Raw genomic sequence first — 20769 nt, 5'->3', positions numbered from 1 at the left:
TCTTTCAGCTCTCCGCGTTGAAGAGGACGGTTACGGTGGTGCCCGCACCGGGCAGGGAGTCCACGCTGATCCTGCCGTGGTGTTTGGTGATGATCGCGGCGACGATGGACAAACCCAGGCCGGTGCCGCCGTGCTTGGTCCGGGTGCTGAAAAAGGGTTCCCAGATCCGCTCGGCGTGTTCCGGCGCAATGCCTTCGCCATGGTCCGTGATCCGCAAGGCCACGGACCGCTGGTCCGCAAGATGGACCGTCTCCAGGCACAAGCCGCGCTGTTTGTCCGGCAAGGCCTGGCAGGCGTTGAGCAGCAGGTTGATCACCACCTGTTCCAGTTTCTGAAAGTCGCCCCGGATCATGGGCGGATCCGCGGCCAGGAACAGGCTGAGCCGGTCGGTATGCTGGGCGATGGTCCGCTGGAGGATGCCCAGGGCGGCCTGGACCACGGCATTGAGGTCCACCTTTGCGCTGATGTCCAGCGACTCCTTGCGGGAGAACCGCCCGAGTTCCTCCACGATCCGCTTGATCCGTCGGCTTCCGTCGCGAATCCCGGAAAGCATGCTCGTCACATGGGCGCGCATCTCCGGATAGGGCAGCCCGGCCAGCTCGAAGTCCGGGTCGTCCTGGGAATGGCGATCCAGGACGGACAGCGCGTCGTTCCAGGCCGTTTCCAGATGCAGGGCGTTGACCAGAATGAAGTTGTTCGGATTGTTCACCTCATGGGCCACGCTGGCCACCAGGACGCCCAACGTGGCCATCTTGTCCGTTTGCATGAGCTCTTCCTGGTGCAGCTCCCGCAGCTTTCGCTCCGTGATGTCTCTGACGAAGATAAGAGCGCCGTCGTAGCCTTCGAAGCGCAATGGAACGCCGGAGACTTCCACGTCGATGGCCGAACCGTTCAGGCGCAGGTGTTTTTGCTCAATCGGCGGCAGGGTACGGTGTTCCTCGGTCAGCAACCGAATCCGTTCCCGGACCAGTGGATGAAAGTCCGGGGAGACGATGGTCAGCACCGACTTGCCGAGCAGTTCGAAAGAGTGCCGTGCCCCGTACAGTTCCAGGCAGGCTTTGTTGACGTAGGCGAACAGCCCGTGGGCATGGATGAAAATGGCTTCCGGGGCGTTGTCCACCAGCAGGCGGAACTGCCGTTCGCTAATCTGGCGGGCCTCTTCGGCGCGTCTTCGTTCGGTGATGTCGCGAGTGATGTGTTGAAAGAACGGCTTGTCCTTGATCCGGATCAGGCGCACGCTGGATTCCACGGGAAACAATTCGCCGTCGCGTCGCCGGTTGACGGCTTCATAAATAAAACCGTTTTCCCGGTAAGCTCGTTCCTGGACCGCCTCGTAGGGCGGGCTTTGCTCCGCGACCCGAAGGGCCTGGATGTTCATGCGCAGCAGTTCCTCTCGTGAGTAGCCGTAGGCGATTTCCGCCCTCTCGTTGGCCTCGACGATCTCCCCGTTTTCGTTGATCAACAGGATGATGTCATTGGCGTGGCGGGTTAAATATTCGAAGCGCTCCAGCAAGGCCTTGCGTTCCTGTTCGTGTTCCAGTTGGCGGCGAAAAAACAGGACACGCTGGTGCCGGCGACACAGAACCAAAGCCAACAGAAAAAACAGGATCAGCCCGATGATGACGATCCGGTCGCCGCGTTGATGCGCCGCGAGCACTTCCTGGGTACGGACGGCGACCAGTTCCTCCAATTGCTTTTTGTAATCAAGGAGTTCCCGCTCCACCTGCCATTTGTCCGTAGCGTCATGGATGATGGACAACAGCAGGGTCCGCCGGCCGGAAGCCGCGAAGGGCGAGCTGTACACCTCCACGGTCCGGACTTCGCCCGTGGCCAGGCGATGCGGAAAAATGAAGTAATCGCGCTCTTCGGCCCGAGCCCGCCGATATTCGGCTTCCACTTCCTCGGGGACGAGCGCGTTGATCTCCTGTATGCGCTTGCCGCGCAAACGCTGCAAGGGATACCCGTAAAAATCAGCGGCTGAATCGTTGGCGTCCACGATCCGCCCTGTCTCCGGGTCGATGAGCAGAACCACTGTGCCATGGGCGCGTAGTTCAGGAGTCAATTCGTACTCGGGAGCAGAGGCCTGCGGGATGCCGATTGCTGGAAAAAGCGGCACGACCAGCAGCGTCAGCAGGAGCAATGCAGGGAGACGACGCATGGTTTGCAATGGGGTGTACTCTGGAGCCGGGCGACGTGGCTCACTCCGGCAAGGCGGCCTTGACCCGATCGGTGCCTGATCCGCCCCCCGCGCCGCGCCAAGCGTTCCAGGCTTCCCGTGCCCGCTGGGCCCGGATGGCTTTGCGTTGGGCTTTTTTGCCGCGGGCTTTGAGTTCGGGCATCAGGCCGAAGTTGACGTTGGAGGGCTGGAAGTTTTTGGCCGGGGTGCGCAAGTGCCCCAGGAGCGCGCCCAGCGCGGTTTCCGGCGGAGGCGGAGGCAGGACGCGGCCCTGGAGTCTGGCGGCCAGGGCATGGCCCAGCCAGAGGCCGCAGGCCGCGGATTCCACATAGCCTTCCACGCCGGTGATCTGGCCGGCCAGGAAGATTCCCGGACGGGAGCGCAGCTCCAGTTCCGGGGTCAGGGCCGAGGGGGCTTCGACGTATGTGTTGCGGTGCATGCTGCCCAGGCGCAGGAATTCCGCCCGCTCCAGGCCGGGAATCAGGCGAAAGACCCGCTCCTGTTCCGGGTAGGCCAGCTTGGTCTGAAACCCGACCAGATTGAAGGCGGTCTTGTCCCGGTTTTCGGCCCGGAGCTGGACCACGGCGAAGGCCTGGGTTCCCGTGCGCGGGTCCACCAGCCCCACGGGCTTCAGCGGGCCGAAGGCCATGGTCATCTCCCCGCGCTCGGCCAGGGTCTCGATGGGCAGGCAGGCCTCGAAGTGCACGGCCTTTTCGAAGTCCCGGGCCGCGACCTTGCGCGCGGTCAGCAGTTCGGCGTGAAACCGGCGGTACGTCTCCTCGTCCATGGGGCAGTTCAGATAATCGTGCTCCTCGGGATTGTAGCGCGACCCCCAAAAAGCGACGTTCATATCGATGGAATCCGCCGCCACGATGGGGGCGATGGCGTCGTAGAAATAAAGATGGTCCGCCCCCACAATCCGGCGCAGGTCGTCCGCCAGTTCCTCCGCGGCCAAAGGACCGGCGGCGACGACCACGGCGTCCGCGTCCTTCAGCTTCGGATCATCCAGGGTCCGGATTTCCTCCCGAACCAGCGTGATCAACGGCTCGTCCCGGATGCGCCGGGTGATCCACTCCGCGAACAGCTCCCGGTCCACGGCCAGGGCCTTGCCCGCCGGAACCCGGGTGGCCCGGGCCGCGGCCATGACCAGGCTGTCCAAGTCGGTCATTTCCAGCTTGAGCAACCCCACCGCGGATTCCGGCTCATCGGAGCGCAGGGAGTTGGAACAGACCAGCTCGGCCAGATCCGGGCTGGAGTGGGCCGGGGAAAAGCGGTCCGGCTTCATCTCGAACAGGCGCACGGCAAAGCCCAAGCGGGCCAGTCGCCACGCGCATTCGCATCCGGCCAGCCCGCCGCCGATCACGGCCACGGTTCGCGGCTCGGCGATCACATCATTCACACCATTTGAGGTCATGAAGTACTCGTTTGTTTCGTTTCAGGGATGCTACTCATGGTGATAGCGTTCCAGTGCGCCGTCCGGGTTCACTTCCTTGCAGGTCCAGGAGCCCGGCTCGAGGCTGTAGCGCCGAAGCATCCAGTTTTCGTGGTCAATGCAGTCCACATGCCCCTGGCCGCCATCCGCCAGGGCCGCGACAATCTCATCCAGGTCCGGTTCGATGTCCAGATACGGGCCTTCGTATTCCACTTCCAGGCCGTCGTTGCCGAGAGGGAAAAAAACGTCCGCATTTAGTCGGCCGTGCAAGGGAGACAGTTTATCCGGGACAATACCGCGAACTTCGCCGAAAATGCGTAGAGGAAATTTCATGCAAGCCTCATTTTTAAGCGTGAGAACGGGCCAGCCTTTTTTGGGATCGCCGTAATCATATGCCAAATTCATTCCCGAAAGTAAATCTTGCGTCACCAACTCACCGGCAGCCGGACCAGTTTGCAGGCCTTGTTCTGGAACAGGACGTAGCCCTTGTCCCGGCCATGCAGGTAAAGATCCCGGGTGATGGCCACGTCTCGGCGGCAGTAGGTGATGATTTGTTCGATGCGGCCCTCTTTCCACCACTTCAGGGCATCCAGCCCGTTGCCGGATTTTTGGGCGTTCAGGGTGTGCTTGGCCAAATGATCCAAAGACAGACGGTAGCACAGGCGGTCGTGAACCACCTTGAGCATGTCCAGGGTGGGCAGGGAACAGAAGTCGAAATCCAGGACCCCGCGGAGCACTTTGTAGTCGAAATTCAGGATATTGAAGCCCACCACCAGGTCGAATTCCCGCAGCTTCGCGGCCAGCTTGGGGATGTCCTCCTGGAGATAGTCCAGAAAGGTATCCTCTCTGGAGTCATACAGCACGGCGCAGCTCACACCCATCAGGTCCGTATGGCACCAGCCGCCCACCTCCTGGGCCGAATAGCGGGTCTCCACGTCCAGCACGGCGAAGTGAGGGACCGGAGCGGTTCGCGTTACTTGCTCCGGGTCGGAAAAGGGGACGTGGGCGCCTGCCCCATATTCCGTGGGAGGTTCAGCGGCCAGGGAGAGTTCTGGGCCGACGACTGGCCGACGACCTGGGCCAGGACCTAGTAGACCTGGACCTGGGTCTGGAGCTCCGTCAGAAATTGTGATCGGCCCGGCTCCGGCCGAACCGGGTTCGCCGGTACGAGCGAGGGGTACGGATCGAAGTCCGCACGTCTCGGTCCCCCAGCCCTGCCCTGCCCGTCCGCCCAAAGCCTCCAGCACGGCCAGGGCAGCCTCTTTATCGATGGGCCGATTGCCGGAGCCGCATTTCGGGGAATGGACGCAGGCCGGGCAGCCGATTTCGCAGGAACAGCCGTCCACGGCCTCCAGGGTGCGCTGGAGCATGGTTTCTGCTCGGGCGTAGGCCTGCCGGGTCAGGCCGATGCCGCCGGGAATCCCGTCGTAGACGAACACCGCGGCCCGTTCCAGGTCTTCGTGCAGGGGCGTGGAAATTCCGCCCAGGTCGTTGCGGTCCGTGAGAATCAACAGGGGCAAAATGCCGATGCAGGCGTGCTCCAGGGCGTGGATTCCGCCCATGAAGTGCATCTGGCGGTCTTCCAGGGAGCGGCGCACGGCCTCCGGGATGACCAGCCAGATGCCCTCGGTCTCGAAAATATTCTCCGGCAGGTCCAGGTCCACCACTTCAAGCAGTTTGTGGCCCCGCAGGGCCCGGCGCTCGAAGGCCGGGTAGCGCTGGGTGATTTCCAGTCGCCCCAGGTGGATGGTGGTGTTCCAAAGCGGCCTGGAGGCCTGGGTCTCCAGAATGCGGGTGCGCTTCTCGCCCCGGACCCGGGTGAAGTAGTTCACCTTGGCCGGGAGCACGAATACCGCGCCGGTTTCCAGGTCCAGACGCTCCACCAGCCAGGTCTTGCCCTGATGCAGGTAGACCGCGCCGGGGTGGGCGTCGGTGCAGACCCGGTGCCAATCCATCAGCCCGATCTGCTCGCCGGTCTCGCCGTGAAAGATCAGCAGACTCCGGCCGCTGCCGCGCAAACCGACCTCCCGGTGCGGATTTTCGTCCGGGCAGATCAGCCTGCGCCGGTCCGCTGTGCGCAGCAGTTTCCCCCGGTTGACCAGGGCGTCGACGCGCTTGCGGACGTGTTCCGCCCGCATCAGGGGTTCGTCCGGGTCCAGGGGCAGGTCCGCGGCGGCGCAGAGCAGATGCTGTTCCATGATCGCCGGATTGGCCGGGTTGAGCACCGCGGCTTCCGGCGGACTGGCGAAGAAAACCTCCGGATGCCGGATGAAGAACTTGTCCAGGGGGTTTTCGTAGGCCAGCAGGGCCACCGCGGATTCCTGCCCCCCGCGCCCCACCCGCCCGGCCCGCTGCCAGGTGGCCATGATCGAGCCGGGGTAGCCCACCAACAGACACAGATCCAGATCCCCGATATCGATGCCCAATTCCAGGGCGCTGGTGGAGATCACCGCCAGAATCCGACCCGAGGCCAGGTCCGCCTCGATCCGGCGGCGTTCCCTGGGCAGGAACCCGGCCCGGTACACGCCGATCCGGTCCCGGAATTCCTTCAGTCGCTGGGCCGACCAGATACCCAGCAGCTCGGTCATTTTCCGCGATCCGGTATAGACGATGGTTCGCAGGCCCTGAATCAAGGCCTGCTCCAGGAGCGTCAAGGCGGTTTGGGACGGCCCCTGGGCCGCGTCCAGGAAGAGCATGTGCTTGCGGCCCTGGGGCGCGGAATTGGCGGCGATCAACTCGGCATTCCGTCCGGTCAGTTCACGGGTCAGCTCCACGGGGTTGTGGATGGTGGCGGAGCAGCAGACATAGGTCGGCCTGGTCCCGTAGTGGGCGCAGATTCGTTCCAGGCGGCGAAACACCCAGGCCATGTGCGAGCCCATCACCCCCCGGTAGACGTGGACCTCGTCAATGACCACGAAACGCAGGTTCCGGAACAGATCCCGCCAGAGATGATGGTGGGCCAGCAGGCCCAGGTGGAGCATATCCGGGTTGGTAATCAGAATCCGAGGCGGCTTCCGGCGGATCCGGGCGCGGTCCTGGCTGTCCGTGTCCCCGTCGTACACGGCCAGGGTCGGCCGACGTTCCCGAGGCCAACCGCCGATCATCTCTCGTAGCCCGGCGTGTTGGTCCTGGGCCAGGGCCTTGAGCGGAAACAGGTACAAGGCCCGGGCCTCGGGGTCGCGGTACAGAGCCTCCAGCACCGGCAGGTTGTAGATCAGGCTCTTGCCGCTGGCCGTGGGCGTGGCCGCCACCACGTCCCGTCCGGCCCGGATCCGGCCCACGGCCTCGGCCTGATGGGCGTAAAGGCTGGTGATGCCCAGGGAAGCCAGGCAGTCCGAAAACCCCTCCGGCAGGTCCTCGGGCAACGGCGCGAACCGGCCCGCCCGCTCCGCCAGCACCTCATGGTGGACCAGGCAATTGGCGGGCAGCCGCTGGGCATGTTCAATGCCCTGGATGAACGTGGAAATGGGCGAGGAGGAGGTCACATCAAGGTCGGACGTTACTCGTCCGCACGACTCTCATCCAGCGGAATCGAATCGTCGTACAATGTTTCCGGAGCGATATCGATTTCACCTGGCCAGACGAGAGTGCCATAGTCGACGCGGACACGCCGGAAAACAGCCGGTGAAGCGATTCGATTCCAGGGCTTCATTGTCAGCAGCGGTCTCATGTCGAAACGGCGGCGTTCGCCGTTGCTGAACTGCAAATCGAGAATATACCCGGATCGGGGCATGACGGAGAGGACGTCAAAAAGCATGGCGAACCTCACTGCAATGGGGGGATGCGAAAAGGTTGCTCACCGCTCACGGCCAATTCCCAGTTGACCATCAACGCTTCCTTGTGGATCTCGACCCACGCTTGAACCATTCGGAGCTGCTTGTTCGGCAAAGCGCCTTCGATAATCACGCCCTCTTCAATTGAGATAGCCGCCTCATCCCCTTGGTAGCGGACATGGACATGCGGAAGATGATGACGTCGATTGTCCCGATAGTACATCAATACCAGGATGCCGTAAAACATGCTGATCGTGGGCATAATCGCTCCTTCGTGCAGCCGGTACACGTCACGGAATCGTGGACATCGCGGCGAACCTGGGTTCGTGCAGGGGCAGGAGGATGTCGGCCAGGCCCTTGACCCGGACCATCTGGTCATAGGCCAGGCACGGGTTGATGTTCGTGCCGGGAGGGATGACCTCCATTTCCATGGCCTTCACGGATTGGGGTGGGTTCAGGTTTTCGTCGATCACGCAAAACCCGGTGATGGCCGCCCGTCCGGATGGCGTGTCCACCAGTACGGTCAGTCCGCCCTCGGTGTGGGCCGGGGTGTGGATCACGGAAATGCCGGGCAGGATTTCCTGGTCTTCGGTGACGACCCGGAACCTGTCGGCATCCTCCATGTCCTCGATAAATTCCTCGTTGTAGCGAAAGTCCAAGGGATGCGGGTCATGGATGCGCTCCAATTCCTTGGCGTGGGCATAGAAAACGGCGTTGGCGCACTTGAAGTCGTTTTCACAGTGGTCGTTGTGCAGATGGGTGTGGATGACCACGTCCACGTCCTCCGGCTTCAGTCCGTACAGGGCCAGCCCTTCCTCAAAAGTGTGGATTTTCCCGCCGATGGCTTGTTCCCGATCCGCGGACTGGACCGGACTCATTTCCCCGGTATCCACCAGAACCCTGGGCTGGGACGAATCGTCCACGGGCTCCAGGTACCAGACGTAGATCGGGATGGTGTAGGGCTGGCCATGGGCGTGCTGATAGGTCATCATGCCTTGGTCAAAAACCTTGCTGCCCACGACGATGGGGTGAATGCGCCAGGATTGTTGGTTGCTCATACTTGCATCTCCCGTGATCTGGATAGGTTGAAAATCGCGGATTCAAAGGAAGTCGCCGCCGTCCGCGACGTTTTCAATACCCCGGAAGGCGGGGCGGGGCAAACAGGCGGAGTGCGGCAGATTCGACCTTGATCCTCGTCCGCATCTGGAATCTGAATCGGTATCGAAATCGAAATCGAAATCGAAATCGTGATCGAACCTCATGCCCAAGAAGATGAAGCAATCACGGAATGATGCACAGCATTTTTTAATACCGATTTCGATTTCGATCGCGATTTGGATTTTGATGAGAACAGATTATCCCTGACAGGCGGAGCATGGCCTTGCGGCGGTGGCCAAAGCGTTTATACTCTTCGGCATGCAAAAGAAAAACGCGATGCCCCCCGAACAAGAGAACGGACAGGACGCTTCGGATCGACTGTTTCGCCACGAGGAACTGGAGCGCTACGCCGACGTGCTGCTCTGGGCCGTGGAGCGCTCCCGAGGCAGGCCGCTGAAGAACTCGGAAACCGTGCTCATCGAATACGACGGCTTGGCCAGGGAGCTGGTCGAGGTGCTCTACACCCGTATTCTGGAGCGTGGCCTGGTCCCGGTGCAGCATCAGCGGGCCACCCCGGCCATGGAGCTCAGCTACCTGCGCTTCGCGAACAACAAGCGACTGAACATGGTTGCCCCCGGAGAACCGGAGCGCCAGGGCGGGGTGAACGGTTTGATCCGGATTCTGGCCCCGGAGAGCCTGACCCACCTGGAAGCCGTGACCCCGGAAATTCAGGTTCGACGGGATTCGGCCCGGGACCCGCTCCGGGAAGTACTCTATTTTCGAGAACTTGGCGGACAAATCGGGCGCACCGTGGCCATGTACCCCACCCAGGCCCTGGCCGACGCCGCGGGACTGACGCTTCAGGAGTACGCGGCCCGGGTGCGCACGGCCTGCATGCTGGGCAGCGACGACCCGGTGCGGGACTGGAAGCGATTCGCGCGGCAGCAGGCGACGACCCTGGAGTGGTTGAATGGACTTTCCATCCGCCAGCTGCATGTCCAGTCGGCACGGGTGGATCTGCGGCTGCGCTTAGGGGAGCACCGGCTCTGGCTGGGACTGACCGGACGGAACATGCCCAGCTACGAAGTCTACACATCTCCGGATTGTCGGTTCACCGAGGGCGTGTTTCATTCCGACCAGGTGGTCCACGTGGGCGGGACTCCCGTGGAAGGCGTACGCCTGGCGTTTCAGGCGGGCAGGGTGATCAGCGTCAAGGCCCGAAGCGGCGCGGATCGGTTGCGGCGTTTTCTGGCCCTGGACGACGGGGCCTGGCGGGTCGGCGAATTTTCCCTGACCAGCCGGGAGCATTCTCGGATCCCGGAATATATGGCCAACACCCTGTTCGATGAGAACATCGGCGGCCCGGAAGGCAATTGCCATATCGCCCTGGGCTCCTGCCATCCGGACGCCTTTGCCGGAAACCCGGCGGACTTCGTGCATGCGCTGCGCCGGGAGTTGGGCTTCAACGAATCCAATCAGCACTGGGACCTGGTGAACACCGAGCAAAAACGGGTCACCGCCACCCTGGCCGACGGCGGCAGCCGCGTAATCTATGAAGACGGAGCGTTCACGGCCTGAGCCTTCTTCAACCGCTCCTCGCGAACCAGGGCCAGGGCGATGTCCAGGTCGTACAGGGCCAACGGGGACTCTCCCTTGCCCGCGTACTTGGCCGCGGCCTGCTCCACGACCTCGTACGGCAGCCAGTCGTGCTGTTCCCACACCTGGGGCCGCTCCTGGTTCCACAACCGAAACTCCACGTTTCCTGCCCGTTCGCGAACGTACATCCGCTCCTTCTTGTTGCCCGGCACCGGGTAATAGTAAAGTCCTCGCGCATCCTGCATGCTTATCGCTCCTTGGCGTTGTTCTCGTTGGTGATCTGAATGCAGCCTCGCGGCGTCTTCGCCGCTCCCCGCGCATTTTCCCGGTGAACCCGGCCATGCACCTATATTTGAGTGCCGTGCAATCATCAAGGCCATGTCGAAGGCGTTTCGGTGACCGTTGATGCAAAAAGCCTGTGCTATGCCCATCGAAGGAGCCGGAACGGCATGGATGTGACGACGTCCTTCGATGTGCCGCCATTGCAACGAGCCCGCAAATCGGGCAAAGAAAATTTGCCTGCCGTCATGACCGCCATGGTCACGGACGGGGGAACTCCTTTCCTTCCTCGCGCTGAATGAAGGTCACTTTTTTTGAACATGTTCCATCAAACCGCCATCGCCATTGATCGCTTCGGGGCCGTGTTGAACTGGGTTACGGAGCGGGTTTGCGCGCTGTTGGTGGCGGTGATGGTGGCGATCATCTGGTGGGGGGTGGTTACCCGGTACTTCATCGGCTCCGGCGGCATCTGGACCGAGGAGCTGTCCCGCTACGTGATGATCTGGGCCGCGCTGCTGGCCGTGCCCGTGGGGGCCTACCGCCGGGAGCACATCGGCCTGGACATCCTGTTCCGCTTTTTTCCGCGAAAAATGCAAAAGCCCTTCCGGGTCCTGCTGGACATGGTGGGCTTCAGCTTTTTTCTGTTCCTGACCGTCTACGGCATCGGCATGGCCCAGGCCGGGGCCTCCCAGTTCGCCACGATCTTCGGGATGACCATGTTTTTTCCCTTTGCCTCGGTCCCGGTCAGCGCGGGCTTGACCTGCGTCCAGATCGTGGTGGCCACGGTCAGGGAACTGGCTGATCTGCCGCCCCCGCTGTTTTCCATGTCCGCCCCGAACATAGCTGCGGAGGAAAAGCCATGATTCTCGTGGCCACGGTGTTTTTCGGTCTGCTCCTGCTGGGCCTGCCCATCGGCTTCACCCTCGGCATCGCCGGGGTGGTCGGGTTGCTCCAGATCGGCGGGGAGGCGTTTCTGACCATGGCGCCCAAGCGGTTCTTCGAGGGATTGGACCTGTTCACCTTCATGGCCATGCCTTTTTTCATCCTGGCCGGGGAGATCATGAACCGCTCCGGGATCACGGAGCGGCTGGCCCATTTTGCCGACGCCCTAGTGGGGTATCTGCGCGGCGGGCTGGCCCATTCCAATATGGTCGCGTCCGTGCTCTTCGCCGGGATGACCGGGGCCGCCGTTTCCGACACCGCCGCCTTCGGCAACACCCTGGTTCCGGCCATGGTCAAGAAAGGCTATACGCGGCCTTTCGCCTGCGCCGTGACCGTGGCCGGATCGATCATCGGGCCGACCATCCCGCCGTCCAACCTGATGGTCATCTACGGCTCGCTGATGGGCGTGTCCATCGCCGGGCTGTTCGCCGCCGGGATCCTGCCGGGCCTGTTGATCTGCCTGCTGTGCATGGCCCTGATCGCGGCCATGGGCAAACGCTGGAACCTGCCCAAGGGCGAGGGCGGGCCGAGTCTGTGGAACATCCTGCGAGCCTTCAAGGACAGCATCCTGGCCCTGCTCATGCCGGCCATCATCCTGGGCGGCATCCTGGGCGGGATCGTCACACCCACCGAGGCCGCGGCCATCGCCGTGTTCTACGCCCTGTTCATCGCCATCGTCGTCTACCGCACCCTGTCCCTGCAGGACATCTTGGAAATGCTCATCCGCACGGCCCGGATCACCGGCGTGGTCTTCCTGATCATCGCCTCGGCCTCGATCCTGAGCTGGTGGATGACCTTCATGCAGATCCCCCAGGCCATCGCCGCCTTCTTCCTGACCGTGTCCTCGGAGCCGTACGTGATCATCGCTATGATCCTGGGCATGCTCCTGGTCATCGGGATGTTCATGGACATCAACGCGGCCTTGATCATCCTGGCCCCGGTCCTTGTTCCGCTGACCCAGGCCATCGGCATGCACCCGGTGCATGCCGGGATCATGATCATTCTGGCCCTGAACATCTCCCTGATGACCCCGCCCGTTGGAGCGTGTCTGTTCGTGCTCTCCTCGATCACCGGTGAGAAGATCGAACGGATCGCCATGGCCCTGTGGCCTTTTCTGCTCTTGCAGGTGGGGATCTTGTTCTGCGTGGCCTATTTTGAGAAGCTGACCATGTTCATTCCGCGGCTGCTCCTGGGCATGTAGGGGGAAGGGGAGAAGTCAGTATCCAGAATTCAGAAGTCAGAATTCAGAATTCAGAGGTCAGGAGGCGGGATCGGGGGGATGAGGTCGGATGGCGGATATTGGCTGATGTTTGGTGATACGCTGGTGAGTGAGAGTTGCTGGTGAGACAACTTTAACCATATTTTAACCTGAATGGAGGAGACGAGATGAAAACGAGGACAAATTTGTTCATGGCCGTACTGGCCCCCTTCCTGGCCCTGGCGTTGATCCTGGGCGTCGCGCCCCAGGCCGAGGCCCAGAAAACCATCAAGCTGCACCACCTGAACAACGACGACCCGCTGGACAACGCCACCGGAGCCATGGCCACGGTGTTCAAGAGCCTGGTGGAGGCCGGGACCAACGGCGAGATCACGGTCCAGACCTTCCCCAACGGCCAGTTGGGCAAGGACAACGAAGTGCTCCAACAGGTTCGCGCCGGAGTGATCGAGATGGGTATTCACTCCGTGGGCGGGTTTGCCTCCATTTACCCGATGATGGGCATCATCGACGTGCCCTTTGCGTTCCCGGACATCGCCGCCACGTACGAAGTCTTCGACGGCCCCTTCGGTCAAAAGTACGCCGCAGACATGGAAGCCAAGACCGGGTTGAAGATCCTGGGCTTCGGGGACTCCGGCGGCTTTTTCCACTTCTCCAACTCCCGTCGGCCCATCACCACTCCGGCGGACATGCAGGGCCTGAAGATCCGGACCATGACCCTGGACACCCACCAGGCGCTGATCAACTCCCTGGGCGGACAGCCCGCGCCCATCGCCTGGGCCGAACTGTACACCGCCTTGCAGACCGGCGTGGCCGACGGCCAGATGAACCCCGTCCCGATCATCGCCTTTGCCAAGTTCGACGAAGTGCAGAAGTACCTCAGCCTGACCGGGCACCTCTTCGCCCCCTACGTCTGGGCCGTGAACATGAACTTCTGGAACTCCCTCTCCGAGCAGGAACAGACCATCGTCCAGAACGCCGCCACCTCCGCCATCGTGGCTGGCCGCGGCATCTCCCGGATCATCGAAGCCTCGGACCGCGGCCTGCCCGCCCTATCCAAGAAAATGGAAGTCAACGCTCTGACCCCTGAGCAGAAAGCTGAATTCCAGGCCCAGGCCATGCCCGCGGTGAAACAGATCATCGCCGACAAGCACGGTGAAGAAGGCGTGGCCATGATGAACGCTTTTCTGGAGGCTATTGAGCAGGTCGGCAAGTAGAGTCGATATCAAGCAAGCCATTAGGGTGCGCCCCATGCGGGGCGCGCCCTGTTTTTTTGGATGACTCAAAACAGAAGTTAAAGCGAGGCGGTAATGTCAATTGATCCGAAAAAAATCGTGGAACGCGCGGAATATTACAAGCCGGAGATCAGCCGGTTTTTGCGCGAGATGATCGCCATTCCCAGCGAGTCCTGCCAGGAAGAGGCCGTGTGCGCCCTGATCAAGAAGGAGATGGAGAAGGTCGGGTTCGACCGGGTGGAGATCGACCCCATGGGCAACGTCCTGGGGTTCATCGGCAACGGCCCCCGGCTGATCGCTCTGGACGCGCACGTGGACACCGTGGGCGTGGGGGATCGCTCGCAGTGGAGCCATGATCCCTTTCTCGGCCATGAGGACGAGGAGACCATCACCGGTCGCGGGGCCAGCGACCAGGAAGGCGGCATGGCCTCCATGGTCTATGCCGGAAAAATCATCAAGGATCTGGACCTGCTGCCCAAGGACGTGACCCTGATGATGGCTGGCACGGTCCAGGAAGAGGACTGCGACGGCCTGTGCTGGTTGTACATCGTCAACGAGGGCAAACTGCGTCCGGAGTTCGTGGTCTCCACCGAGCCCACGTCCTGCAACGTCTATCGCGGCCAGCGGGGTCGGATGGAGATCCAGGTGGGCACCAAAGGCGTGAGCTGCCACGGCTCGGCCCCGGAGCGCGGGGACAACGCCATTTTCAAGATGGGGCCGGTCCTCAATGAACTCCAGGCCCTGCACACCAATCTGCGCACCGACCCCTTTCTTGGCAAGGGCAGCCTGACGGTCTCCGAGATCGGCCACTGCTCGCCCTCGCGCTGCGCCGTGGCCGACGGGTGCTGGATATCCGTGGACCGTCGCCTGACCTGGGGCGAAACCTGGGAAGAGGCTCTGCAACAGATCCGCAATCTGCCCGCGGTGCGCGCCGCCGGGGCGGAAGTGACCATGTACAACTACGACAAGCCGTCCTACACCGGTCTGGTCTATCCCACGGAATGCTATTTCCCGGCCTGGGTGCTGGAAGAGAGCCACCCGGTCTGCGAAACCCTGGTGGAAACCTATACCCGGTTGTTCGGGGAAAAACCGCTGGTGGACAAGTGGACCTTTTCCACCAACGGCGTCTCCATCATGGGCCGCCTGGGCATCCCGTGCGTCGGCTTCGGCCCGGGCCACGAAGACCAGGCCCACGCCCCGAACGAGAAAACCTGGAAATCCGAACTGGTCCAAGCCGCGGCTATGTACGCTTTGATTCCGGCGGTGTACGTGGAGCGGACGCAAGGTTGAAGGTTCCGAGCAAGCCTGGTTATCGTCAACTGCTGTGACATCAATAATTTCTGAATCCTGACTGAATTCTTTCCTCCAATTATCAAAAAAGGAACTCCCATCATGGACAAAACCGGCATTCGCGAAACGATTCGGCGGCTGGCTGGCCGCCGGATCGAGGGCATGTATCACAGCGACTTTCTCTTGACCTGGGAAAAGACGGCCGAGGAACTGGCCGCGGTGTTCGACGTGGCCGAAATCCTGCGGGCCATGCGGGCCATGGACGTCTCACCCAGACTCTACGACTCCGGCCTGGCCATCTCCATCTTCCGGGACAACTCCACCCGGACCCGGTTCAGCTTTGCCGCCGCGGCCAACCTTTTGGGCCTGACCGTGCAGGACATGGACGAGGAAAAATCCCAGATCGCCCACGGCGAGACGGTGCGCGAGACCGCGAACATGGTCTCCTTCATGGCCGAGGCCATCGGCATCCGGGACGACATTTTTCTGGGTCAGGGCAACGCCTACATGCGGGAAGTGGCCGCTTCCCTGGATGACGGTTTTCGCCAGGGCGTACTGCCCACCCGGCCCAGCGTGGTCAATCTGCAATGCGACCTGGACCATCCCACTCAGACCATGGCCGACGCCCTGCACCTGATCAATCACTTCGGCGGCCTGAACAAGCTCAGGGGCAAGAAGATCGCCATGACCTGGGCCTATTCGCCCTCCTACGGCAAGCCGCTGTCCGTGGCCCAGGGCGTGGTCGGCCTGATGACCCGGCTGGGCATGGACGTGGTCCTGGGCCATCCGGAAGGCTACACCGTGCTGCCCGAGGTGGAAGAGTTGGCCCGCAAGCAGGCCGCCGAGTCCGGCGGCTCTTTCCAGGTGGTCAACTCCATGGCCGAGGCCTTCACGGGCGCGGACATCGTCTATCCCAAGAGCTGGGCCCCCTTCGCCGTGATGGAAGAGCGCACCAAACTGCTCAGCCAGCGCGATACCGAAGGTCTGAAAGATCTGGAAAAACGCTGCCTGGAGAACAACAAGCGTTTCGTGGACTGGGAATGCACCGAAGACATGATGAAGCTGACCAAGGACGCCAGCGCCCTGTACATGCACTGCCTGCCCGCGGACATCTCAGGGGTCAGTTGCGCCCAGGGCGAGGTCCAGGCTTCGGTCTTTGAGCGGTACCGGATCGACACCTACAAGGAGGCCGGCTACAAGCCCTACGTGGTGGCCGCCATGATCCTGCTCTCCCGTCTGAAACACCCCGCTGACGCCCTGATGGGCATGCTGGACGGGGAACGCAAACGCTGCGTCAGCTAAAAAAAGAGACCACGACTCGACTCAAGAGGCGGGCTTTCCCCGCTACATGCAAACGGCCGGAGCGTCTTAAGACGCTCCGGCCGTTTTGCATGCGTATTGGTCCCTCGCCGGGCGAGCGGACTGAAACCCGCAAGGGCGGAGTCAGCGTAGAAACGAAACCAGGACGTCGTCCTGGTTCACGGACAGCAAGGCCGGGACCCCGACCGTGTTTTTCAGGAATTCCTTCATGACCAGGCTCTGCTTGGCGTAGAGGGTGTAATGCTCCAGGGGATTGTCCTGATTCAGAATGCGTTGAAATGCTCGGCGGGAGAGGATGGCATCCTCGGAGCCGACGTTCCGGAGGTTTTCGATATACGGTTGCAGGGTCCGCAAAACCTCCTGTTCATCCATGGCTCGAACGCGCTTGCTCATGGCCACCAGGTCCTCGGGTTCCGGAAGATTGTCCGACTCCATCAGCCGGATCAGACTCTGGGCAAAGCGTTGACATCCGTTGCGCACATGATTGGGTCGGACCATGTTCATCCCGGACCAGCCGGCCCGGAGCCATTTGAACATGGCGTGACGGGTGCGGCCCGGATCGGCCGGGTCCGCCGACAACACGGTCACTGAAAAGGAGTCGAACATGTACGAATTGACCCACCCCAGCCCGCCGGTGGTCAGCCCCTCTTCATCCGTGTAAAAATAGTTCCAGTCCCGGTCCTCACCGATCACCACGCCCTTGCGGCCCACGCTGGACTGATCCTGCTGCTTGCTGACGGACAGCAGGTACTTCTCCCCTTCAAGGTTGACCATCACGATCATGCGATCCGTCTGGTAGGTGTAATACCCTCCGGTGTTCACATCCGGAGTGCACTCCTCGAGTTCCTGCCCCCGGACCACGACGATCCGCCCTTCTTCCAGATTTTTCCAGAGTTCGGGAATGTTCTCTCCCGGATCTTCCGACCATTTGCCGGCACGGACCACGGAAGGGTGAAACAGCGAGGACGGCAACTCGGGGTGATAGATGTACTTCACGATTCGATCCACGGGAGAGGAAACGGCGTATCCGTAGTAGCCTCCGGTGGCGTTCAACAAGCCGGGAATGTCCCAATCGTCCCGGGTGAAGGCGGTGTCCCGGGCGAAGCGCAGAAGGGGAAGCAAATCCTGCGTTTCGATGGGACCACGGTCCTGGATGCGCTCGACCAGCGCGGACATGGCCGCGGTCACGGGCTCCGGAAAGTCCTGGGCGTCGCCTGCGCGAGAGGTGGACGCGGTGGCGAAAAGGATCATGGTCGTCAGGAGGAAGGCCGCTCCGGACACAAAAAGACGTGCCGTCGGACGGCGGGGGGGGGTGGACATGGCGTGGCTCCGAAAAAAAAGCTTGAGAATCTAAAAAGGGCGGGCCGCAAAGCGATGCTTTGGGATCGGTTCGCTGATGGCACGGGGTTTTTCGTTCGAAAAAAACGACGAGCGATGGATGGCCCTTACGGACGGCCCTTCGGGATCGCCTGTCGCATATTAATTCATAACAACATCTTTTGCAAAATGAAAGGTCGCGAGGTGAACAAAAACGTTCAGAAAGACGGTTTGAGAGAGGGAGACAAGGTAATTCTTTAAGAAAGAAGAGCTGATGAAACAAGATCATGGCCTCCACGAAGCCTTCCGGTGGACAAAAAGACCTACAATATCAAGATAATACAAATTGTCGTCATTGTAGGGCTTTTTTCAGCTTTACCTTTTTTACATTTCTGTGTAGCAGAACGTCCAGTCACAATTCTGTACACTATTCATTTTTTCAAAGGGAGTCGTTGATGTCGGCAAAAGAAAAGCATTCCCGCGAATCGCTTCCGGAGCAGGAAGCGCCGGAGGGAAAAGGTTTTGGAGATCGGTTCGAGGCGGAGATCGGCACGCAGTCCCGCGCCTTTTTCGATAAGCTCGTGGAGCATTGGCAAAAGCTCGCCGCGGCGGCCGCGGTGTTCGTGGTCCTGATTGCCGGATACGCCGGGTTCAACGCCTATCAGGAACGCCAACTGGCCAACAGTGAACAGGCCTTGAGCCACGCACTGCTGGAATACCACGGAGCGGAGCGGCTGGAAGCGTTGATGCGGCTTCGGGGTGAGATGGCCGAGCCCTTGCTTCCGCGCCACCATCTGGAAGCGGCCAAGGCGGCCCAGGATATCGGGGATTGGGCAACGGCCCTGGAGTATTGGAAGCTGTTGGTCGAGGTCGGACCGGATAACTGGAAGGCCTTGGCCCGAGTGGGTCGGGCAACGGCCCTGCTGCACCTGGGCCAGGCCGCCGAGGCCGTGACGGAATTGACGACCCTGCGGGCCGGGGCGTCCGAGGAGTTCCTGCCCCTCGTGCTGCTGCAACTGGCCGAGGCCGCCGAGGCCGATGGAAACTGGGAACTGGCCCTGCGGACCTTTGAAGAGTTGCAAGCCCGGGAGGACGGTCAACAGTCGGACTATCTGGCTTTCAAGGCGGGTCAAATTCGGCAGCGCATGGCCGGGGAATCTTCATAGGAGCCGTAACGCACGGGTTTCGGATCTGATTTCGACCGCGCGGTTCGCCGCGCGGCCAACACCAACCGATATTGATAGGGGTACCACGACGTATGGACATTCTTCTTTCAGGACAAGCCGGTGAGAAACATCTGCTGTTGGGCAACGAGGCCATCGTCCGCGGAGCGCTGGAGGCCGGGGTCAGCTTCGTCTCCTGCTATCCGGGCACACCGTCGTCCGAGGTTCCGGACACTTTTTTTCGGCTTAGCGACAAGGGCGGCTACGGTTTCGAGTACTCGACCAACGAAAAAGTGGCTTTGGAAGTCGGCATCGGGGCCACCTTGGGCGGGGCGTCGACGCTGGTGACCATGAAGCACGTGGGCGTGAACGTCGCCGCGGACCCGCTGATGAGCGTAGCCTATTTCGGAGCCCCCGGAGGACTGGTGCTGCTCAGCGCGGATGATCCCGGCTGCCATTCCAGCCAGAACGAACAAGACAACCGCTACTATGCCCGGTTGGCGGGCATGCCTTGCCTGGAGCCTTCCAGCGCGCAGGAAATGAAGGATATGACCAAGGCGGCCATGGACTTGTCCCGGCAATTTGAGCAGCCGGTCATGTTGCGCACCAGCACCCGGGTCAACCACCAGCGTGGCGAAGTGGTCTTCGGCGCGATGCAGCCACCGGTGCAGGGAGCGCCTTTTGTTTCCGACCCTCGGCGCTTCGTGATCATCCCGGCCGTGGCCCGGGCCAGGCATAAAATCCTGCTGCAAAAGTTGGAAGAATTGCGGGAGGAGGCGGAAAAATCCCCGCTGAACAAAATTTCCGGCCAGGGCGATGTGGGCTGCATCAGCTCGGGCATCAGCCGGGTTTACCTCAAGGACGCCCTGACGGATCTGGACCTGCTGGACAAGGTTCGGGTGCTGGAACTGGGCTTTTCCTACCCGCTGCCGGAAAAAATGATCGAGGGCTTTTTGCGGGGGTTGTCCAAGGTGATCATCGTGGAAGAGGGCGAGCCGATCCTGGAAACCGAGATCCGCGCCCTGGCCCAGCGCCTGGGCGTCAACGTGGAAATCCACGGCAAGAGCGAGCATCTGCCCCATTTCGACGAATATTCCTCGCTGATCGTCAAGCAAGGTTTGAGCGCGGCCCTGGGATTGCCTCAAGCGACGGCAAAGCCCTGTCCCGCGCCGCAAGGCCTGCCCATGCGTCCGCCGAACATGTGTCCCGGTTGTCCGCACCGGGCCGCGTTTTACAGCGTGCGCCAGGTCTTCGGCGACGAGGCCCTCTATTCCTCGGACATCGGTTGCTACACCCTGGGCGTTCTGCCGCCGCTGCGGGCCGCGGACACCTGCGTGTGCATGGGAGCCTCCATCTCCACGGGCTCCGGGCTGGCCAAGGTCAGCGGGCGCACCGTGGTGGCCTATATCGGGGACTCCACCTTCTTCCACTCCGGAATCACCGGACTGGCCAACGCCGTCTTCAATCACCACGATCTGCTGGTGGTCATTCTGGACAACAAGACCACGGCCATGACCGGCCAGCAGCCCCATCCCGGGGTGGAACACACCTCCAAGGGGCCGAACACGGCCCGGGTGGACATTCTGGCCCTGGTCAAGGCCTGCGGAGTGGAGCATGTCCGGGTCCAGAATCCGCTGAACATGAAGGCCACTAAGGAGGTCCTGGAGGAGCTCAAGGCCCTGTCCGGGGTCCGGGTGCTCATCGCCGAGGAGCCCTGCCCGCTCTTCGCCCGCCGGGTCATGGGCCGAAAGCGCCCGGCCACGGCCGTGGTGGAAGAGGGATGCGACGGGTGCAACGAGTGCATGGATCACCTCGCCTGTCCGGCCTTTTTCACTCAGGACGGGAAAATGGTCATCAACCCTGACCAGTGCAACGGCTGCATGTTCTGCGTACAGCTTTGCGAACACATCAAACCCCGGAAAAGGAGCTGAC

18 protein-coding genes are annotated in these 20769 nt (G+C 61.8%); 9 read left to right on the top strand and 9 right to left on the bottom strand.

Annotated elements, in window-relative coordinates; all coding sequences use genetic code 11:
* Window positions 1-4: 4 nt before the first annotated feature.
* From DESLA_RS21840 to DESLA_RS0112375, 7 genes are all read right to left on the bottom strand, one after another.
* Window positions 5-2158 (bottom strand): PAS domain S-box protein, encoded by a 2154-nt coding sequence (locus DESLA_RS21840; RefSeq protein WP_156932954.1) that lies wholly within the window; start codon window positions 2156-2158, stop codon window positions 5-7.
* A gap of 40 nt (window positions 2159-2198) precedes the next feature.
* A complete protein-coding gene (trmFO, locus tag DESLA_RS20310) occupies window positions 2199-3590 on the bottom strand; it encodes a methylenetetrahydrofolate--tRNA-(uracil(54)-C(5))-methyltransferase (FADH(2)-oxidizing) TrmFO (RefSeq protein WP_051434646.1) in 1392 nt (463 codons plus the stop codon).
* Between the two features lie 30 nt (window positions 3591-3620).
* Window positions 3621-3941: a hypothetical protein gene (locus DESLA_RS21835; RefSeq protein WP_051434645.1), complete on the bottom strand. Its 321-nt coding sequence runs from the start codon at window positions 3939-3941 to the stop codon at window positions 3621-3623.
* 92 nt (window positions 3942-4033) lie between these two features.
* On the bottom strand, window positions 4034-7093 hold the full coding sequence (locus DESLA_RS0112390; protein ID WP_028572696.1) for a DEAD/DEAH box helicase: 3060 nt from the start codon (window positions 7091-7093) through the stop codon (window positions 4034-4036).
* Between the two features lie 14 nt (window positions 7094-7107).
* Window positions 7108-7365: a DUF2442 domain-containing protein gene (locus tag DESLA_RS0112385; protein WP_028572695.1), complete on the bottom strand. Its 258-nt coding sequence runs from the start codon at window positions 7363-7365 to the stop codon at window positions 7108-7110.
* An 8-nt stretch (window positions 7366-7373) separates the two neighbouring features.
* The gene (locus tag DESLA_RS0112380) at window positions 7374-7643 is read right to left on the bottom strand and encodes a DUF4160 domain-containing protein (protein WP_028572694.1); all 270 of its coding nucleotides are present in this window, start codon (window positions 7641-7643) and stop codon (window positions 7374-7376) included.
* A gap of 28 nt (window positions 7644-7671) precedes the next feature.
* Window positions 7672-8439, bottom strand: a complete 768-nt coding sequence (locus DESLA_RS0112375) for an N-acyl homoserine lactonase family protein (RefSeq protein ID WP_028572693.1) — start codon at window positions 8437-8439, stop codon at window positions 7672-7674.
* Window positions 8440-8815: 376 nt separating this feature from the next.
* Here DESLA_RS0112375 and DESLA_RS0112370 point away from each other — a divergent pair, with 376 nt between their 5' ends.
* The gene (locus tag DESLA_RS0112370; protein ID WP_169732628.1) at window positions 8816-10057 is read left to right on the top strand and encodes an aminopeptidase; all 1242 of its coding nucleotides are present in this window, start codon (window positions 8816-8818) and stop codon (window positions 10055-10057) included.
* Here the strand turns inward: DESLA_RS0112370 and DESLA_RS20300 are convergent.
* Window positions 10030-10320, bottom strand: a complete 291-nt coding sequence (locus tag DESLA_RS20300; RefSeq protein WP_051434643.1) for a hypothetical protein — start codon at window positions 10318-10320, stop codon at window positions 10030-10032. The two genes, DESLA_RS0112370 and DESLA_RS20300, sit on opposite strands and share 28 nt — an antisense overlap.
* 204 nt (window positions 10321-10524) lie before the next feature.
* Between DESLA_RS20300 and DESLA_RS23550 the strand changes: the two genes are divergently transcribed.
* The 6 genes from DESLA_RS23550 to ygeW all read left to right on the top strand — a co-directional run bounded on the left by DESLA_RS23550 (window position 10525) and on the right by ygeW (window position 16339).
* The gene (locus DESLA_RS23550) at window positions 10525-10656 is read left to right on the top strand and encodes a hypothetical protein (RefSeq protein ID WP_281172411.1); all 132 of its coding nucleotides are present in this window, start codon (window positions 10525-10527) and stop codon (window positions 10654-10656) included.
* Window positions 10657-10674: 18 nt separating this feature from the next.
* Window positions 10675-11217 (top strand): TRAP transporter small permease, encoded by a 543-nt coding sequence (locus DESLA_RS20295; protein ID WP_051434642.1) that lies wholly within the window; start codon window positions 10675-10677, stop codon window positions 11215-11217.
* Window positions 11214-12497: a TRAP transporter large permease gene (locus DESLA_RS0112350; RefSeq protein WP_211239054.1), complete on the top strand. Its 1284-nt coding sequence runs from the start codon at window positions 11214-11216 to the stop codon at window positions 12495-12497. The genes DESLA_RS20295 and DESLA_RS0112350 overlap by 4 nt, the downstream gene beginning before the upstream one ends.
* A 185-nt stretch (window positions 12498-12682) precedes the next feature.
* Window positions 12683-13729, top strand: coding sequence for a TRAP transporter substrate-binding protein (locus DESLA_RS0112345; protein ID WP_035261795.1), 1047 nt, complete (start codon window positions 12683-12685; stop codon window positions 13727-13729).
* 93 nt (window positions 13730-13822) lie between these two features.
* Window positions 13823-15037: a YgeY family selenium metabolism-linked hydrolase gene (locus DESLA_RS0112340; protein ID WP_028572689.1), complete on the top strand. Its 1215-nt coding sequence runs from the start codon at window positions 13823-13825 to the stop codon at window positions 15035-15037.
* A 102-nt stretch (window positions 15038-15139) separates the two neighbouring features.
* A complete protein-coding gene (gene ygeW, locus DESLA_RS0112335; protein ID WP_028572688.1) occupies window positions 15140-16339 on the top strand; it encodes a knotted carbamoyltransferase YgeW in 1200 nt (399 codons plus the stop codon).
* Between the two features lie 141 nt (window positions 16340-16480).
* On the opposite strand, the gene DESLA_RS0112330 is transcribed toward ygeW, so the two are convergent.
* Window positions 16481-17677 carry a hypothetical protein gene (locus DESLA_RS0112330; RefSeq protein WP_028572687.1) on the bottom strand — a complete coding sequence of 399 codons (1197 nt, stop codon included), beginning with the start codon at window positions 17675-17677 and terminating at the stop codon, window positions 16481-16483.
* Between the two features lie 452 nt (window positions 17678-18129).
* Here DESLA_RS0112330 and DESLA_RS0112320 point away from each other — a divergent pair, with 452 nt between their 5' ends.
* Together DESLA_RS0112320 and iorA are read left to right on the top strand one after the other, a co-directional pair.
* Window positions 18130-18840, top strand: a complete 711-nt coding sequence (locus DESLA_RS0112320) for a tetratricopeptide repeat protein (protein WP_028572685.1) — start codon at window positions 18130-18132, stop codon at window positions 18838-18840.
* A 92-nt stretch (window positions 18841-18932) separates the two neighbouring features.
* Window positions 18933-20768 (top strand): indolepyruvate ferredoxin oxidoreductase subunit alpha, encoded by a 1836-nt coding sequence (iorA, locus tag DESLA_RS0112315; RefSeq protein WP_028572684.1) that lies wholly within the window; start codon window positions 18933-18935, stop codon window positions 20766-20768.
* The last annotated feature ends 1 nt before the right edge of the window (window position 20769 follow it).

Source organism: Desulfonatronum lacustre DSM 10312, from assembly GCF_000519265.1.
In the GTDB taxonomy this organism is placed as follows: domain Bacteria; phylum Desulfobacterota; class Desulfovibrionia; order Desulfovibrionales; family Desulfonatronaceae; genus Desulfonatronum; species Desulfonatronum lacustre.
The sequence above is the reverse complement of the archived record's forward strand: the minus strand, read 5'-3'. Positions and strand labels throughout refer to the sequence as shown.

What these genes read in the sequence shown, in the direction of transcription:
- DESLA_RS0112350 (WP_211239054.1), top strand. Translation starts at nt 11,214, where the DNA reads ATGATTCTCGTGGCCACGGTGTTTTTCGGTCTGCTCCTGCTGGGCCTG.
- ygeW (WP_028572688.1), top strand. Translation starts at nt 15,140, where the DNA reads ATGGACAAAACCGGCATTCGCGAAACGATTCGGCGGCTGGCTGGCCGC.
- DESLA_RS0112370 (WP_169732628.1), top strand. Translation starts at nt 8,816, where the DNA reads ATGCCCCCCGAACAAGAGAACGGACAGGACGCTTCGGATCGACTGTTT.
- DESLA_RS0112375 (WP_028572693.1), bottom strand. Translation starts at nt 8,439, where the DNA reads ATGAGCAACCAACAATCCTGGCGCATTCACCCCATCGTCGTGGGCAGC.
- DESLA_RS0112380 (WP_028572694.1), bottom strand. Translation starts at nt 7,643, where the DNA reads ATGCCCACGATCAGCATGTTTTACGGCATCCTGGTATTGATGTACTAT.
- DESLA_RS0112320 (WP_028572685.1), top strand. Translation starts at nt 18,130, where the DNA reads ATGTCGGCAAAAGAAAAGCATTCCCGCGAATCGCTTCCGGAGCAGGAA.
- DESLA_RS21840 (WP_156932954.1), bottom strand. Translation starts at nt 2,158, where the DNA reads ATGCGTCGTCTCCCTGCATTGCTCCTGCTGACGCTGCTGGTCGTGCCG.
- DESLA_RS23550 (WP_281172411.1), top strand. Translation starts at nt 10,525, where the DNA reads ATGGATGTGACGACGTCCTTCGATGTGCCGCCATTGCAACGAGCCCGC.
- trmFO (WP_051434646.1), bottom strand. Translation starts at nt 3,590, where the DNA reads ATGACCTCAAATGGTGTGAATGATGTGATCGCCGAGCCGCGAACCGTG.
- DESLA_RS0112340 (WP_028572689.1), top strand. Translation starts at nt 13,823, where the DNA reads ATGTCAATTGATCCGAAAAAAATCGTGGAACGCGCGGAATATTACAAG.
- DESLA_RS0112345 (WP_035261795.1), top strand. Translation starts at nt 12,683, where the DNA reads ATGAAAACGAGGACAAATTTGTTCATGGCCGTACTGGCCCCCTTCCTG.
- iorA (WP_028572684.1), top strand. Translation starts at nt 18,933, where the DNA reads ATGGACATTCTTCTTTCAGGACAAGCCGGTGAGAAACATCTGCTGTTG.
- DESLA_RS21835 (WP_051434645.1), bottom strand. Translation starts at nt 3,941, where the DNA reads ATGAAATTTCCTCTACGCATTTTCGGCGAAGTTCGCGGTATTGTCCCG.
- DESLA_RS0112330 (WP_028572687.1), bottom strand. Translation starts at nt 17,677, where the DNA reads ATGTCCACCCCCCCCCGCCGTCCGACGGCACGTCTTTTTGTGTCCGGA.
- DESLA_RS20300 (WP_051434643.1), bottom strand. Translation starts at nt 10,320, where the DNA reads ATGCAGGATGCGCGAGGACTTTACTATTACCCGGTGCCGGGCAACAAG.
- DESLA_RS20295 (WP_051434642.1), top strand. Translation starts at nt 10,675, where the DNA reads ATGTTCCATCAAACCGCCATCGCCATTGATCGCTTCGGGGCCGTGTTG.
- DESLA_RS0112385 (WP_028572695.1), bottom strand. Translation starts at nt 7,365, where the DNA reads ATGCTTTTTGACGTCCTCTCCGTCATGCCCCGATCCGGGTATATTCTC.